This is a genomic window from Paraburkholderia heleia NBRC 101817, assembly GCF_000739775.1.
In the GTDB taxonomy this organism is placed as follows: domain Bacteria; phylum Pseudomonadota; class Gammaproteobacteria; order Burkholderiales; family Burkholderiaceae; genus Paraburkholderia; species Paraburkholderia heleia.
The window spans coordinates 131,112-146,108 of sequence record NZ_BBJH01000004.1 but is presented as its reverse complement, the minus strand read 5'-3'; the positions used below and the strand labels follow the sequence as shown (position 1 = coordinate 146,108).

General features: G+C 64.0%; 11 protein-coding genes and 1 other RNA gene. 7 read left to right on the top strand and 5 right to left on the bottom strand.

The features are described from left to right. Positions 1-62: 62 nt before the first annotated feature. The 3 genes from serC to gyrA all read right to left on the bottom strand — a co-directional run bounded on the left by serC (position 63) and on the right by gyrA (position 4,785). Positions 63-1,145, bottom strand: coding sequence for a 3-phosphoserine/phosphohydroxythreonine transaminase (gene serC / locus BHE01S_RS04490; protein ID WP_042261004.1), 1,083 nt, complete (start codon positions 1,143-1,145; stop codon positions 63-65). A 225-nt stretch (positions 1,146-1,370) separates the two neighbouring features. After that, entirely contained in the window at positions 1,371-1,979 is a 609-nt protein-coding gene (locus BHE01S_RS04485; protein WP_042261293.1) for a DUF2059 domain-containing protein, read from the bottom strand. A 196-nt stretch (positions 1,980-2,175) separates the two neighbouring features. Beyond that, on the bottom strand, positions 2,176-4,785 hold the full coding sequence (gyrA, locus tag BHE01S_RS04480; protein WP_084068553.1) for a DNA gyrase subunit A: 2,610 nt from the start codon (positions 4,783-4,785) through the stop codon (positions 2,176-2,178). Between the two features lie 564 nt (positions 4,786-5,349). On the opposite strand from gyrA, the gene ompA reads away from it, so the two are divergent. The 4 genes from ompA to ssrA all read left to right on the top strand — a co-directional run bounded on the left by ompA (position 5,350) and on the right by ssrA (position 8,187). Continuing rightward, positions 5,350-5,994: an outer membrane protein OmpA gene (gene ompA / locus BHE01S_RS04475; protein ID WP_042260999.1), complete on the top strand. Its 645-nt coding sequence runs from the start codon at positions 5,350-5,352 to the stop codon at positions 5,992-5,994. A gap of 214 nt (positions 5,995-6,208) precedes the next feature. Continuing rightward, positions 6,209-6,907, top strand: a complete 699-nt coding sequence (ubiG, locus tag BHE01S_RS04470; RefSeq protein ID WP_042260997.1) for a bifunctional 2-polyprenyl-6-hydroxyphenol methylase/3-demethylubiquinol 3-O-methyltransferase UbiG — start codon at positions 6,209-6,211, stop codon at positions 6,905-6,907. An 83-nt stretch (positions 6,908-6,990) separates the two neighbouring features. After that, positions 6,991-7,713, top strand: a complete 723-nt coding sequence (gene gph, locus BHE01S_RS04465) for a phosphoglycolate phosphatase (RefSeq protein ID WP_042260995.1) — start codon at positions 6,991-6,993, stop codon at positions 7,711-7,713. Positions 7,714-7,817: 104 nt separating this feature from the next. Further along, positions 7,818-8,187: a transfer-messenger RNA gene (gene ssrA / locus BHE01S_RS36245) on the top strand. A gap of 181 nt (positions 8,188-8,368) precedes the next feature. Here the strand turns inward: ssrA and BHE01S_RS04460 are convergent. Beyond that, positions 8,369-8,635 (bottom strand): hypothetical protein, encoded by a 267-nt coding sequence (locus BHE01S_RS04460; RefSeq protein ID WP_042260993.1) that lies wholly within the window; start codon positions 8,633-8,635, stop codon positions 8,369-8,371. A gap of 112 nt (positions 8,636-8,747) precedes the next feature. Beyond that, the gene (locus tag BHE01S_RS04455) at positions 8,748-9,845 is read right to left on the bottom strand and encodes a substrate-binding domain-containing protein (protein WP_042260991.1); all 1,098 of its coding nucleotides are present in this window, start codon (positions 9,843-9,845) and stop codon (positions 8,748-8,750) included. Positions 9,846-9,975: 130 nt separating this feature from the next. Here BHE01S_RS04455 and BHE01S_RS04450 point away from each other — a divergent pair, with 130 nt between their 5' ends. Genes BHE01S_RS04450 through fdhF form a run of 3 tightly spaced genes read left to right on the top strand, consistent with a single transcriptional unit; the run spans position 9,976 to position 14,994 of the window. Next, on the top strand, positions 9,976-10,488 hold the full coding sequence (locus BHE01S_RS04450) for an NAD(P)H-dependent oxidoreductase subunit E (protein ID WP_042260989.1): 513 nt from the start codon (positions 9,976-9,978) through the stop codon (positions 10,486-10,488). After that, on the top strand, positions 10,485-12,044 hold the full coding sequence (locus BHE01S_RS04445; protein ID WP_042260988.1) for a formate dehydrogenase beta subunit: 1,560 nt from the start codon (positions 10,485-10,487) through the stop codon (positions 12,042-12,044). Before BHE01S_RS04450 ends, BHE01S_RS04445 begins: the two co-directional genes overlap by 4 nt. 13 nt (positions 12,045-12,057) lie before the next feature. Continuing rightward, positions 12,058-14,994 carry a formate dehydrogenase subunit alpha gene (fdhF, locus tag BHE01S_RS04440; RefSeq protein ID WP_042260985.1) on the top strand — a complete coding sequence of 979 codons (2,937 nt, stop codon included), beginning with the start codon at positions 12,058-12,060 and terminating at the stop codon, positions 14,992-14,994. Positions 14,995-14,997: the final 3 nt, after the last annotated feature.

Below are 14,997 nucleotides of genomic sequence, written 5' to 3'. Positions count from 1 at the left end.
CGTGAAACCGGCAATCTGAAAGGATGCGCGCGGCGCCGCTTCGCCCGGTGGGCGAGGAGCGCTTACGCGTGCTTCGCCTCGAATTCCTTCATGTACTCGACCAGCGCCTTCACTGCCTCGAGCGGCACCGCGTTGTAAATCGATGCCCGCATGCCGCCGACGGACTTGTGGCCCTTCAGCTGCAACAGCCCGCGCGCTTTGGCGCCGGCGAGGAAATCCGCGTTACGTGTTTCGTCGGCGAGGAAGAACGGCACGTTCATCCGCGAGCGCGCGCGGCGCTCCACCTTATTGATGTAGAAGCGGCTTGCGTCGATCGTGTCGTAGAGCAGCTTCGCTTTTTCCACATTGCGTGCCTCGATGACTTCAAGACCGCCCTGGCGCTTGAGCCACTTGAACACGAGCCCGGCGATATAGATCGCGTAGGTGGGCGGCGTATTGAACATCGAGTTGTTCGCCGCCACGGTCTTCCACTCGAATGCCGACGGACAGATCGGCATCGAGCGGTCGAGCAGGTCTTCGCGCACGATCACGACCGTCACGCCCGCCATGCCGATGTTCTTTTGCGCGCCGCCGTAGAGCACGCCGTACTTGGCGATGTCCATCGGGCGCGACAGGATATGCGACGACGCGTCGGCCACGAGCGGAATGTCGCCGAGGTCGGGGATCTCGAAAGTCTCGACGCCGTCGATCGTTTCATTCGTGCACAGGTGCACGTAGGCGGGGTCGTCGGAGAGCTTCCACTCGCTCTTCGGCGGCGAATGCGTGAAGCCCGCATCGGTGCGGCCCGTCGCGGCAATGTGCGCTTCGCCGTACTTGAGCGCTTCCTTCTGCGACTTCTGCGACCACGAGCCGGTGACGACGAAGTCGGCGCGTGGCTTCGAGCCGAACAGGTTGAGCGGCACGATCGCATTCTCGCCGATGCCGCCGCCCTGCAGGAACAGGATCTGGTGACTGGCGGGCACCTGCATCAGCTCGCGCAGATCGAGCAGCGCCTCGGCGTGGATCTGCATGAATTCCGGGCCGCGATGGCTCATTTCCATCACGCCCATGCCGCAGCCGTGCCAGTCGAGCATTTCGTCGGCGGCCTGACGCAGGACTTCTTCTGGCAACGCTGCCGGTCCGGCCGAGAAGTTGTAGACGCGCATCGTAAAAAGGACCCCCGAGGCAGGCGCTGTGGCAAAAACCGCCGGAAAACACGCCAGAAAAAGAAAATGGCCGCTTGCGCTCATCGCGCAAACGACCATTATCGCATTGTCGCCGGGAACCCGCCACGCATGGCGCGGCGGCGGGCTTCCCGGCCTGCGCAGCCGACCCGGCCCCGCTGCCGTACTTCATGGCGGCGGACCGGAGGGCGCGTGCTGCCGGAAGGCTTACTTGCCGACCTTGACCGAAGCGACTTCCTTGTCGGCCTGGTCGCGCGTTGCCTTGATCGACTGCGGCATGTACTTCTGCATCAGGCTGTTCACGACGTCGCGGCCAACCTGGTCTTGAACCTGAATGAACTTGCGGCCGGTCGGGCTGCGGTAGAACGTGGTCAGGTCCTTGATTTCCTGCGTGCTGTAGTACTTCGCGTAAGCGTCGTACTGGGCTTGCATGGCGTCCTGCTTGAACGAGTCGGTCGCGAAGACCTGGCCTGCCGAGTCAACCAGCTTCGGCACGGCGTTCTTCTGCAGCGACGGGACGGCAGCCTGCTTCTGCTTGTCCGTCATCGTCTTGTTTTCCGAGAGCGCGTCCGACAGGATCGCCGGGACGAGCTGCTTGGCTTGCATCTGGGCGCTGTTGCCGATTGCGCCGACGAGCTTCTGTGCGTCGATCGCGTCGAGCAGGTCCTTGATCGCGGCTTGCTTGGCCGGATCGACGGGTGCTGCAGCCGCTGCCGGTGCCTGGGGAGCGGGCGCCTGGTTCTGGAGCGCCTGAGCCATCGCAAACGTCGGCACGAGAGCGGCCAGCAACATCACCTGCTTGAATCGTTTTTGCATCATTACTCCCTTTGAGAAATTAATCGATTTACGCTGCCGTGCGGACTGCGGGGCGCCGCATTGCGCGATGCGCCCGCTCACCGGCCCGCCCGGCATACCATTCATTTCGCCGACACTATCAAGGTTGGCTGAAACCCGCCTTAAAGCCCGCGTAAGCACATTGATCGAACACGCTTGTGCGGGCCCGGATGACGCCTCACTCTTCGCCTTCGCCCGGTTCGCCCTCACCTTCGACGTCCGCTTCTGCGTCCGCTTCGGCGACCTGCTGCAGTCCGGAAAGCTTCGTACCTTCGTCAAGGCTGATGAGTGTAACACCTTGCGTTGCACGGCCCATTTCGCGAATTTCCGACACGCGGGTGCGAATCAACACGCCCGTGGTGGTGATCAACATGATCTGCGCTTCGGAGTCGACGAGTGTGGCCGCAACCACCTTGCCGTTGCGCTCCGAAGTCTGGATCGCGATCATGCCCTTCGTGCCGCGGCCGTGGCGCGTGTACTCCGTGATCGGGGTGCGCTTGCCATAGCCGTTCTCGGTCGCGGTGAGCACCGACTGCTGCTCGTCGCCCGCCACGAGGAGCGCGATGACCTGCTGATTGTCTTCGAGCTGCATGCCGCGCACGCCGCGCGCTTCGCGGCCCATCGGGCGCACATCGTTCTCGTCGAAGCGCACCGCCTTGCCGGCGTCGGAGAACAGCATCACGTCGTGTTCGCCGTCGGTGATCGCGGCGCCGATCAGGTAGTCGCCGTCATCGAGACCGACCGCAATAATACCCTTGCGCAGCGGGCGGCTAAAGGCTTCGAGCGGCGTCTTCTTGACCGTGCCCAGCGCCGTGGCCATGAAAACAAACTTGTCGGCCGAGAACTCCTTGACCGGCAGCACGACCGTGATCTTCTCGCCGTCCTGCAGCGGGAACATGTTGACGATCGGACGGCCGCGCGAGTTGCGCGAACCCTGCGGCACTTCATACACCTTCACCCAGTACACGCGACCGCGATTCGAGAAGCACAGGATGTGGTCGTGCGTGTTGGCGATGAAGAGCGTGTCGATCCAGTCGTCGTCCTTCATCGAGGTGGCCTGCTTGCCGCGACCTCCGCGCTTCTGGGCGCGATATTCCGACAACGGCTGCGATTTCACGTAACCGGCGTGCGACATGGTCACGACCATGTCCTGCGGTGTGATCAGGTCTTCGGTGTTCAGCTCGGTGGCGTTCATCTCGATCTTCGAGCGGCGGGCGTCGCCGAATTCGCTCTTGATCGAGGTGAGTTCGTCGGAGATCATGACAGTTACGCGCTCGGGGCGCGCAAGGATGTCGAGCAGGTCGGCGATCTGCGCCATGACTTCGCGGTACTCGCCGATGATCTTGTCCTGCTCCAGGCCGGTCAGGCGCTGGAGGCGCATTTGCAGGATTTCCTGCGCCTGCGTGTCGGACAGACGGTAGAGGCCGTCGGGCTGCATACCATATTGCGGGTTCAGCCCTTCCGGACGATAGGCTTCGCGGCCGCCCGCCGCCGCGTTGTCCTGCTCCGCGCGCGTGAGCATCTCGCGCACGAGCGACGAATCCCACGAGCGGTTCATCAACTCCTGCTTCGCGATGGGCGGCGTGGGCGCGGCCTTGATGAGCTCGATGAATTCGTCGATGTTCGCGAGCGCGACGGCAAGACCTTCGAGCACGTGACCGCGCTCGCGCGCCTTGCGCAGTTCATAAACTGTACGACGCGTGAGCACTTCGCGGCGATGCGAGAGGAAATGCTCGAGCATTTCCTTCAGGTTGAGCAGCTTCGGCTGGTTGTCCACCAGCGCGACCATGTTCATGCCGAACGTGTCCTGCAGCTGCGTCGCCTTGTACAGGTTGTTGAGGATGACCTCGGGCACTTCGCCGCGCTTGAGCTCGATCACGACACGCATGCCGCTTTTGTCGGATTCGTCGCGGATATCGGAGATGCCTTCGAGCTTCTTCTCGTTGACGAGCTCGGCAATGCGTTCGAGCAACGAACGCTTGTTCACCTGATACGGCAGTTCGTCGACGATGATCGCCATGCGCTGACCGCGATCAATTTCCTCGAAGTGCGTGGCCGCGCGCATCACGACGCGGCCGCGGCCGGTGCGATAGCCGTCGCGCACGCCGGCGACGCCATAAATAATGCCGGCGGTCGGGAAATCGGGTGCGGGAATGATCTCGATCAACTCGTCGATCGTTGCCTGCGGACTCTTCAGCAGATGCTGGCAAGCGTCGACGACTTCATTGAGATTGTGCGGCGGAATGTTCGTGGCCATGCCGACCGCGATACCCGACGAACCGTTGATGAGCAGGTTCGGAATGCGCGCGGGAAGGATCTGCGGCTCGTTTTCGCTGCCGTCGTAGTTCGGCCCGAAGTCGACCGTTTCCTTGTCGATGTCGGCCAGCAGCTCGTGGCCGATCTTCGCCATGCGGATTTCGGTGTATCGCATGGCGGCGGCGTTGTCGCCGTCGATGGAGCCGAAGTTACCCTGGCCGTCGACCAGCATGTAGCGCAGCGAAAAGTCCTGCGCCATCCGCACGATCGTGTCGTAGACAGCCGTGTCGCCGTGGGGGTGGTACTTACCGATGACGTCGCCGACGATACGCGCCGACTTCTTGTAAGCGCGGTTCCAGTCGTTGTTCAGCTCGTGCATTGCGTAGAGCACGCGCCGGTGCACAGGCTTGAGGCCGTCACGAACATCCGGAAGTGCTCGCCCGACGATCACGCTCATCGCGTAATCGAGATACGAGCGGCGCATTTCCTCCTCGAGGGAGATTGGCAGAGTCTCTTTGGCGAATTGATCCATTATCGATGTCTTATTTGGGCACGCGGTGTGCTGGCGCCTCGCCCCCAACTGGAAGGGCGCAGGTCGCCGCGGTCACCGCGGGACGCCCAGCTGTCGCATGGACGCCGCGGACGCAGCGCATCACGCGATTCTACCATGCACGACACCCCCGCCCGCCGCCTGCGTATACCTATTAGAGGAGTGAAGCCGAAGGGCTCAAAAGCGCCTTGAGCGTGGCGCAAACGCCGCAGTGCGAACCGCAATCCGATGCATCGCCCCCGATTTGGATGACAATGTGTGACGCTCACGCTACCCAGGCGCAATACCAGGTAAAATTAAGGGAACTTTTTTGTTGCGGGCGTACCACGTTCGACTAGCCGCAGTGAAAGGGGCGGATTTTTTTTATCGTTGGAGGGGAACGATATGGCAAAATGCCAACGCACAAAGTTAGACACTGCTCGAAGTCTACACAACGCAAAGCGTTCCCCACAACGTGCCAATGTTATACTTCGAGCAATGTATGACTTGTCTTCGTCATATGGCTCGCAGTAAACCTGCGGTAATCTCAATTTCGAGAGGAGAAATATGAATAAACTTTCAAAGCTCGCGTTCATTGCAGCTACCGCAGTTGTGGCTGCATCCGCTCAGGCACAATCGGTGCCGGCGTCGCGACAAGCCGTCAATGACAACTGGGTGAATGGTACCGGCGAATACGTGTGGATGAACGGCACGAACGAGCTTTGCTGGCGCGATGCATTCTGGACGCCGGCCACCGCCAACGCCAAGTGCGATGGCGCCCTGGTCGCCCAGGCACCGCAGCCGCCGGTCGCTCCGCCGCCGCCGGCCATCACCAGCCAGAAGATCACGTACCAGGCTGACGCCCTGTTCGACTTCGACAAGGCGATCCTGAAGCCGGCTGGCAAGGAAAAGCTGGACGACCTGGCAAGCAAGATCCAGGCTCTGAACCTCGAAGTCGTCGTCGCGACGGGCTACACCGACCGCATCGGCTCGGTTGCCTACAACGACCGTCTGTCGCTGCGCCGTGCGCAAGCCGTCAAGTCGTACCTGGTCAGCAAGGGCGTTCCGGCAGAGCGTATCTACACGGAAGGCAAGGGCAAGCGCAACCCGGTTACGACGGGCTGCAACCAGAAGAACCGCAAGGCTCTCATCGCCTGCCTCGCACCGGACCGTCGCGTGGAAGTCGAAGTCGTCGGCACGCAAAAGCAGTAATTGCGAGCTCTCGACCGCAAGTCTCAAAAGCCCCGCTTCGGCGGGGTTTTTTTTATCCCACGCCTTACCCTTCTTTCATTTCGCCTGTCTCCGCGCGGCTATATCGGTTTGGAAAGATCGACGGCGCAGCGTGGCATTTTGCCGCCCTGGGCACCCGCCTATATACTCGGGGTTTATTCTTTCCGACCCGCACCGCGCTTCAGGCTGCCACGACATGACGAATGCCGATCCCCACGAACTGCAGAAATTCAGCGATCTCGCTCATCGCTGGTGGGACCCGAACGCCGAATTCAAGCCGCTGCACGAACTCAATCCCATTCGCCTCGGCTGGATAGACAGCCATGCGCATCTGCCGTCCAGGCGTGTGCTCGACATCGGCTGCGGCGGGGGCATCCTCTCCGAATCGATGGCGGGGCTCGGCGCAACCGTGAAAGGCATCGACCTGTCGCGCGAGGCGCTCGGCGTGGCTGACCTGCACAGCCTCGAGAGCGGCGTGACGGTGGATTACGAGCTGATCGCGGCCGAAGCCATTGCCGCGCGCGAACCTGCGTCGTTCGACGTCGTGACCTGCATGGAAATGCTCGAACACGTGCCGCAGCCCGCCGAGGTCGTAAAGGCATGCGCCACGCTCGTGAAGCCTGGCGGCTGGGTGTTCTTTTCGACGCTCAATCGCAACGTGAAGTCGTATCTTCTCGCCGTGATCGGCGCGGAATACATCGCGCAGATGCTTCCCAAGGGCACGCACGACTACGCGCGCTTCATCCGGCCCTCGGAGCTTGCCGCGTTCGTGCGCGACGCCGGCCTGCATGTCGCCGAGATCAAGGGCATCACGTATAACCCGCTCACGCGGCACTTCGCGCTTTCGAACGATTCCAGCGTCAATTACATGATTGCTTGCCGGCGCGACGCCTGACGGCAGCGCGAGCGGTGCCGCCAGGCTCCCCTGCTCCGGCGGCATTTCCTGCACACCGGCGCGCCGCGCCATCGCTTCCAGACATGAACTCATCCACGAACGCCCAATCTGCCGCGGCAAGCGCCGCAGCGCTTGCCGCCTGCGACGCCGTGCTGTTCGACTTCGACGGCACCCTCGCCGATACGGCCCCCGACCTCGCCGCCGCCGTCAACCAGATGCGCCACGCGCGCGGCCTCGCGCCCGCGCCGCTCGAGAGGCTGCGGCCGCTCGCTTCGGCGGGCGCGCGCGGCCTGATCGGCGGCGCGTTCGGGATCGGCCCCGACGACCGCGAGTTCGCCGCCATGCGTGAGGAGTTTCTTGCCAACTACGAGGCGAATCTGCGCATCGAGACGGCGCTTTTCGCGGGTGTCGATGCGGTGCTCGACGACCTCGACGGGCGCGGCGTGCGCTGGGGCATCGTGACCAACAAGGTCGCCCGCCTTACCGGCCCGCTCGTGAAGCTGATGCATCTGGACACGCGCGCAAGCTGCGTAGTGAGCGGCGACACGACGCCTTATTCCAAGCCGCATCCGGCACCGTTGCTGCATGCCGCCGAGGCGCTCGGCATTGCGCCGCAGCGCGTGGTCTATGTCGGCGACGATCTGCGCGACGTGCAGGCGGGCGCCGCGGCGGGCATGGCGACGATCGCCGCCGCCTACGGCTACTGCGGCAACGACGTGCCGCCCTCGCAGTGGAACGCGCAATATGTCGCCGACACCACAGCGACGCTGCTCGCCCTGCTTCAGCACGTCGGCAAGCCGGCCTGAGGCGCCGTAAAGGCGGCTCTTGATCGCGAACAGCCCAGCGCGCCCCTTGAACCGGGCGCGGTTCGCCTCATATGGCGAACTATGGGATAATTGTGCTTCCCTCTGGGGCCGACCTGGTTTCGACAGGGGTTATGAAGTAATCAGGGCATGCCGAGGACCCGTCACCTCGTTAATCAATGGGAAAAACGTAACTGCAAACGACGATACGTTCGCACTGGCAGCCTAAGGGCCGCCGTCCTCTGCCTGGCTCACTGACGGGTTAGCGTCGCAAGACCGGTAGCAATACCGCCAGAGGTCATTTACGTCAGTTAAGCCTTGGTGGCGTCACGACGCCAAGGTCGAAAATCTAGTGAATCGCCGTAGCGCAGCGTGTTCGTCCGCGTCGCTGCGGTTAAATCAAATGACAGAACTACGCATGTAGAACTGGTTATGGACTGCTTCTGGACGCGGGTTCGATTCCCGCCGGCTCCACCAGATATTTCCGGTCGTCCACGACGAACGGACTCGAACCCCGGCGCTGCAAGGCTGTCGGGGGTTTTTGCTGTTGCCAAAGTCCTCACGCCGGCCAGCAGACACAGCGCGCACAAAAAACTCGCGACAGCCCATTCGGGCCTCGCGAGTTTTTCCTTACTCCGCGGGCGGCGCAACTTTCGCGTTAATTGTCCTGCGGGCACTGCAGATTACAGCCGTTCGGATCGCCCAGATCGCCACGCTTGCGCGCGGCGGTCGGCTTGCCATGCTGGTACTTGCCCGAAGGCGTCGAAGCGGCGAACTGCATTTGCGGATGCTCATTGAACTTGAACTGATCGCTCAGAATGCCACCCGGGACGCCGGGGGAATTCTGCGCAAAAGCAACGTTAAGCGTAGCCAGCAACGCTGCTGCCGTAACGGCCGCAGCACCAACTTTGAGGACAAATTTCATGGTCGATCGGCGCGACGAGCGCGCATCTGAAACGTGAGAGCGAATTCAAACTGAAAGTATCACAAAAAGCGCCTCAGTCTGCAGCATAGTCCGGCCAGTCCGTTGCCTTCTATTACAACGCCCGCACGTCGCCCTCGCGCGGGCCGCCCCATGCGGCTTCGAGTTCCACCACGTTGCCGCACATCGCTGGATCGTATCCCTCCAGTTGCGCAACCGACGCACGGAACCCGGCTCCGCGCAGCAAACCCAGCACCGTCGCCAGCGGCTCATGCGCGAGATGACCGCGATCACACGCAAAATAGTAGTCTTCGTCTGCGATCTCGATGAAATCGAGCCCGAAATGGTGCGCTGCCGGCGCCACGCCGAAGCCCACGTCGGCCATTCCGCTCGCCACGAATGCGGCGATCGCCGAATGCGTCAGCTCCGACGACGCATAGCCGTTCACGCGCTCGGGATCGACGCCGATGCGCGTCAGCAGCAGATCGATCAGCATGCGCGTGCCCGAGCCCGGCTGCCGGTTCACGAAACGGATATCGCCGCGCGCGAGATCGGCGAGACCCGCGATCTGCTTCGGGTTGCCGCGCCCGACAAAGAGTCCTTGCTTGCGCTGCGTGAGATGGATGAGCACATGCCGCTGCGGGTCGAGCCAGCTGCGGTAGGCGTTGGCGCAGGCGGCCCGAAAATCCCCGCGCGGCAGATGAAAGCCCGCGAGATCGCATTCGCCGCGCGCGAGCGCCGTGATCGCGTCCACGCTGTCGCGGTACTTGATCTCCACCGGCACCTGGTCGGCGACGAGCGCCGTCACGAGCGCCGCCACCGCGTAGCCGTGCGAAGCATGGATGCGCAGATCCTGCGCATCGGGTGCGAGCCAGCGGTTCAGGTCGCTCGCCACCTCACTTGCCAGCGCCTCGAGGTTGCCCTGCAGCCGCTCCCCGCACAGGCGCTGCGAGCGCAGCACAGCCTCGCCCAATTCGGAAAGCACGGACCCACGGCCCCGCGCTTTCGCGATCAGCGCGCCCCCCAGGCGCTCTTCCACTTCACGCAAAACGCCCCACGCATGGCGATAGGACAAACCCTTACGCTGCGCGGCCTGCGCGATGCTTCCTTCTTCGGCGACGAGCGCAAGCAACGGCACAACGTCCGTCAGGCTTGCCTCGCGGCCTTCCGCGTCGCGCACGACGAGCTGCGCATGGCACTCGACCTTGATCATTATGAAATTTCCCTTCCTATTGCATCTGCCTTTCCACGGGCCTATTGTTCGGTCAGACAACAAGACAACCGCAGCATAGATGCACACTTTATGAATAACAAGTGCATATATGCCCAGGAGAAGCCCCATGATGGAAGAGACAACTGTTAGCGCGCCGGACGATCTCGTCCAGCGCCACGCGCAACCAGGCCGCACGCTGCTTGCGATCCTGCATGCGATCCAGGACGAAGTCGGCTTCGTGCCGCCGGCCACGGTCGTGCCGCTCTCGAAGGCGCTGAATCTTTCGCGCGCCGAGGTCCACGGCGTGATCACCTACTATCACCACTTCCGCACTGCGCCGCCCGCGCCGGTCACGGTCCAGCTGTGCCGCGCCGAGGCCTGCCGCAGCATGGGCAGCGAGGCGCTCGCGCAGCACGTCGAGGCGCATACGGGCTGCCGGTTCGGACAGCACGGCCACGACGCCGAACACGCGCACGCGCATGAAGGTCCGGTCGCGCTGGAGTCCGTCTATTGCCTCGGCCAGTGTGCGCTCTCGCCCGCCATGATGATTAACGGCACATTGCACGCAAAAGTGACCCCGCAGAAGTTCGACAAGCTCTACGCTGCCGCGCTCGCGACCGTCCGCACCGAGGAGGCCGCATGACCCGCATCTACGTTCCCCGCGACTCCGCGGCCCTCGCGCTCGGCGCAGACGCCATTGCCGACGCCATCGAACGCGAAGCCGCCGCGCGCGGCGCGAGCATCGAACTCGTGCGCAACGGCTCGCGCGGCCTGCTGTATCTCGAACCGCTCGTCGAAGTCCAGACGCCCGACGGCCGCGTCGGCTACGCGAACGTCGAACCCGACGAAGTGGGCGCACTCTTCGACGCCGGCTTCCTGCAAGGCGGCCAGCACGCGCGCAGCGTGGGCCTCGTCGAGCAGATTCCGTATCTGCGCAAGCAGCAGCGCCTCACCTTCGCGCGCATCGGCATCACCGACCCGCTTTCCACCGACGACTACGTCGCCCACGGCGGCCTCGAAGGTTTGCGCAACGCGTTGAAGATGACCGGCGCCGCCATCTGCGAAGCGCTCCTCGAGTCGGGCCTGCGCGGCCGCGGCGGCGCGGCGTTCCCGGCCGGCATCAAGTGGCGCACGGTGGCCAACGCGCAAGCCGACCAGAAGTACATCGTCTGCAATGCGGACGAAGGCGATTCGGGCACGTTCTCCGACCGCCTCGTCATGGAAAGCGACCCGTACGTGCTGATCGAGGGCATGACGATCGCGGGCATCGCGGTGGGCGCGACCGCTGGCCATATCTACGTGCGCAGCGAGTACCCGCATTCGATCGCGGCGCTCGAGGAAGCCATCCGGCGCGCTCGCGCGGCGGGCTGGCTCGGCGACGACGTGCTCGGCAGCGGCAGGCGCTTCGAGCTGTTCGTGGCAAAGGGCGCGGGGGCTTACGTGTGCGGCGAGGAAACGGCGCTGCTCGAATCGCTCGAAGGCAAGCGCGGCATCGTACGCGCCAAGCCGCCGTTGCCCGCGCTCTCCGGTCTCTACGGCAAGCCCACGGTCATCAACAACGTCATCACGCTCGCCACGGTGCCGATCATCTTTGCGAAGGGCGCGGCGTTCTACAAGGACTTCGGCATGGGCCGCTCGCGCGGCACGCTGCCGTTCCAGCTCGCGGGCAATATCGCGCGCGGCGGGCTCGTCGAGCTTGCGTTCGGCGTAACGCTGCGCGAGCTGATGGTCGACTACGGCGGCGGCACCGCCAGCGGCCGTCCGGCACGCGCCGTGCAGGTGGGCGGCCCGCTCGGCACCTATCTGCCGGAAAGCCAGTGGGACATTCCCATGGACTACGAAGCGTATGCGGCGGTGGGCGCGGTCGTGGGTCACGGCGGCCTCGTCGTGCACGACGACACGTCGAATCTCGCGGAACTCGCCCAGTACGCGATGGAGTTCTGCACGCTCGAATCGTGCGGCAAGTGCACGCCGTGCCGCATCGGTTCGACGCGCGGCGTCGAGGTGATCGCGAAGATCCGCAAGGGCGACACGTCGGAAAAGCAGGTCACGCTGCTGCGCGACCTGTGCGACACGATGGTGTCCGGCTCGCTCTGCGCGATGGGCGGCATGACGCCCTACCCCGTGATCTCCGCACTCAACCATTTCCCGGAAGATTTCGGTCTCGAACCCGTCGCCCAACAACCGGCGGCCGCCTGAACAAGGAACCACCATGTCCGACACGCTCACGTCCCAAGCCGGTGGTTGCGGTTCCGGCAATTGCGCCTGCAAATCGGCAGCGATGAAGCAACGCTCGCCCCTCGACGACACCGATTACGGCACGCCGCTCGTCCACGCCGACGTTGACGTCACGCTCGAAATCGACGGCCAGTCCGTCACGGTGCCGGCCGGCACGTCGGTGATGCGCGCCTCCATCGAGGCCGGCATCAACGTGCCGAAGCTCTGCGCCACCGATTCGCTCGAACCGTTCGGTTCGTGCCGCCTGTGTCTCGTGGAAATCGAAGGCCGCCGCGGCTATCCCGCTTCGTGCACGACGCCCGTCGAAGCGGGCATGAAGGTGCGCACGCAAAGCAATCAACTGCAGAAGCTGCGCCGCAACGTGATGGAGCTGTACATCTCCGATCACCCGCTCGACTGCCTCACCTGCCCCGCCAATGGCGACTGCGAACTGCAGGACATGGCCGGGGTGACGGGCCTGCGCGAAGTGCGCTACGGCTTTGACGGCGCGAACCACCTGAAAGACAGGAAGGACGAATCGAATCCGTACTTCACCTACGACCCGTCGAAGTGCATCGTCTGCAATCGTTGCGTGCGCGCCTGCGAAGAGACGCAAGGCACGTTCGCGCTGACCATCGCCGGGCGCGGCTTCGAATCGCGCGTGGCGGCGGGCGCAAGCGAATCGTTCATGGACTCGGAATGCGTGTCGTGCGGCGCCTGCGTGGCAGCGTGCCCGACCGCCACGCTGCAGGAAAAAACCGTCGTGATGCTGGGCCAGGCCGAACATTCGGTCGTGACGACCTGCGCCTATTGCGGCGTGGGCTGCTCGTTCAAGGCCGAGATGAAGGGCAACGAAGTCGTGCGCATGGTGCCGCACAAGAACGGCCAGGCGAACGAAGGCCACGCCTGCGTGAAGGGCCGCTTCGCCTGGGGCTACGCGACGCACAAGGACCGCATCAAGAAGCCGATGATCCGCGCGAAGATCACGGACCCCTGGCGCGAAGTGAGCTGGGAAGAAGCGATCAACTACGCCGCGAGCGAGTTCCGCCGCATCCAGGCGAAGCACGGGCGCGATTCGATCGGCGGCATCACGTCGTCGCGCTGCACGAACGAGGAAACGTACCTCGTGCAGAAGCTCGTGCGCGCCGCGTTCGGCAACAACAACGTCGATACCTGCGCGCGCGTGTGCCACTCGCCCACGGGCTACGGCCTGAAGACGACGCTCGGCGAGTCGGCGGGGACGCAGACCTTCGCTTCCGTCGATCACTGCGATGTGATCATGGTGATCGGCGCGAATCCCAGCGACGGCCACCCCGTGTTCGGTTCGCGCCTGAAGCGCCGCGTGCGTCAGGGCGCGAAGCTGATCGTCGTCGATCCGCGCCGCATCGACATCGTCGATACCGCGCACGTGAAGGCCGAGTACCACCTGCAACTGCGCCCGGGCACCAACGTCGCGATGGTCAACTCGATCGCGCACGTGATCGTCACCGAAGGGCTCGTCAATGAGGCGTTCGTGGCCGAGCGCTGCGAAACGCGCGCGTTCGAGCAATGGCGCGATTTCGTCTCGCTGCCGGAAAACTCGCCCGAAGCGATGGCCGAAGTGACCGGCGTGCCGGCCGAACAGGTGCGCGCCGCCGCGCGCCTCTACGCACAGCAAGGCAATTCGGCGATCTACTACGGCCTCGGCGTCACGGAACACGCGCAAGGCTCGACCATGGTGATGGGCATCGCCAACCTCGCGATGGCCACGGGCAACATCGGCCGCGAAGGCGTGGGCGTGAATCCGCTGCGCGGCCAGAACAACGTGCAGGGTTCGTGCGACATGGGCTCGTTCCCGCACGAACTGCCGGGTTATCGCCACGTGGGCGACGCCACCGTGCGCGGCCTCTTCGAAAGCGCCTGGAACGTCGCGCTGCAAAGCGAGCCGGGCCTGCGCATTCCGAACATGTTCGAAGCGGCGCTCGACGGCACCTTCATGGGTCTGTACTGCCAGGGCGAGGACATCGTCCAGTCCGACCCGAACACGCAGCATGTGGCGGCCGCGCTTTCGTCGATGGAATGCATCGTCGTGCAGGATATCTTCCTGAACGAAACGGCGAAGTACGCGCACGTGCTGCTGCCGGGCTCCTCGTTCCTCGAAAAGGACGGCACGTTCACCAACGCCGAACGCCGCATCTCGCGCGTGCGCAAGGTCATGCCGCCGATCGCCGGCTACTCGGACTGGGAAGTGACGATCCTGCTCTCGCGTGCGCTCGGCTACGAGATGGACTACACGCATCCGTCGCAGATCATGGACGAGATCGCGCGCCTCACACCCACCTTCCACGGCGTCTCGTACAAGAAGATCGACGAGATGGGCAGCATCCAGTGGCCCTGCAACGAAACCGCGCCCGAAGGCACGCCGATCATGCACATCGACGAATTCGTGCGCGGCAAGGGCAAGTTCGTCATCACGAAGTTCATTGCCTCGCCGGAGAAGGTCACGCGCCGCTTCCCGCTCCTGCTCACGACGGGCCGCATCCTCTCGCAGTACAACGTGGGCGCGCAAACCCGCCGCACCGAGAACTCGCGATGGCACGAGGAGGACCGCCTCGAGATCCACCCGGTGGACGCCGAAGACCGCGGCATTCGCGAAGGCGACTGGGTGGGCATCGAATCGCGCGCCGGGCATACGGTGCTGCGCGCGAAAGTCAGCACGCGCATGCAGCCGGGCGTGGTCTACACGACGTTCCACTTTCCCGAGTCGGGCGCGAACGTCATCACCACGGACGCCTCCGACTGGGCCACGAACTGCCCCGAGTACAAGGTCACGGCCGTGCAGGTCAGCCACGTGCAGCAGCCTTCGGAGTGGCAGCGCGAATACTCGCGCTTCAACACGACCCAGCTCGAGCTGCTGAGCAAGCGCGAACCGCTTACCACCTCAGGGAAATAAAGC

Bases quoted from the DNA above. Each gene is read 5' to 3' on its own strand.
- serC (WP_042261004.1), bottom strand. From the start codon at position 1,145: ATGCGCGTCTACAACTTCTCGGCCGGACCGGCAGCGTTGCCAGAAGAA.
- BHE01S_RS04485 (WP_042261293.1), bottom strand. From the start codon at position 1,979: ATGCAAAAACGATTCAAGCAGGTGATGTTGCTGGCCGCTCTCGTGCCG.
- gyrA (WP_084068553.1), bottom strand. From the start codon at position 4,785: ATGGATCAATTCGCCAAAGAGACTCTGCCAATCTCCCTCGAGGAGGAA.
- ompA (WP_042260999.1), top strand. From the start codon at position 5,350: ATGAATAAACTTTCAAAGCTCGCGTTCATTGCAGCTACCGCAGTTGTG.
- ubiG (WP_042260997.1), top strand. From the start codon at position 6,209: ATGACGAATGCCGATCCCCACGAACTGCAGAAATTCAGCGATCTCGCT.
- gph (WP_042260995.1), top strand. From the start codon at position 6,991: ATGAACTCATCCACGAACGCCCAATCTGCCGCGGCAAGCGCCGCAGCG.
- BHE01S_RS04460 (WP_042260993.1), bottom strand. From the start codon at position 8,635: ATGAAATTTGTCCTCAAAGTTGGTGCTGCGGCCGTTACGGCAGCAGCG.
- BHE01S_RS04455 (WP_042260991.1), bottom strand. From the start codon at position 9,845: ATGATCAAGGTCGAGTGCCATGCGCAGCTCGTCGTGCGCGACGCGGAA.
- BHE01S_RS04450 (WP_042260989.1), top strand. From the start codon at position 9,976: ATGGAAGAGACAACTGTTAGCGCGCCGGACGATCTCGTCCAGCGCCAC.
- BHE01S_RS04445 (WP_042260988.1), top strand. From the start codon at position 10,485: ATGACCCGCATCTACGTTCCCCGCGACTCCGCGGCCCTCGCGCTCGGC.
- fdhF (WP_042260985.1), top strand. From the start codon at position 12,058: ATGTCCGACACGCTCACGTCCCAAGCCGGTGGTTGCGGTTCCGGCAAT.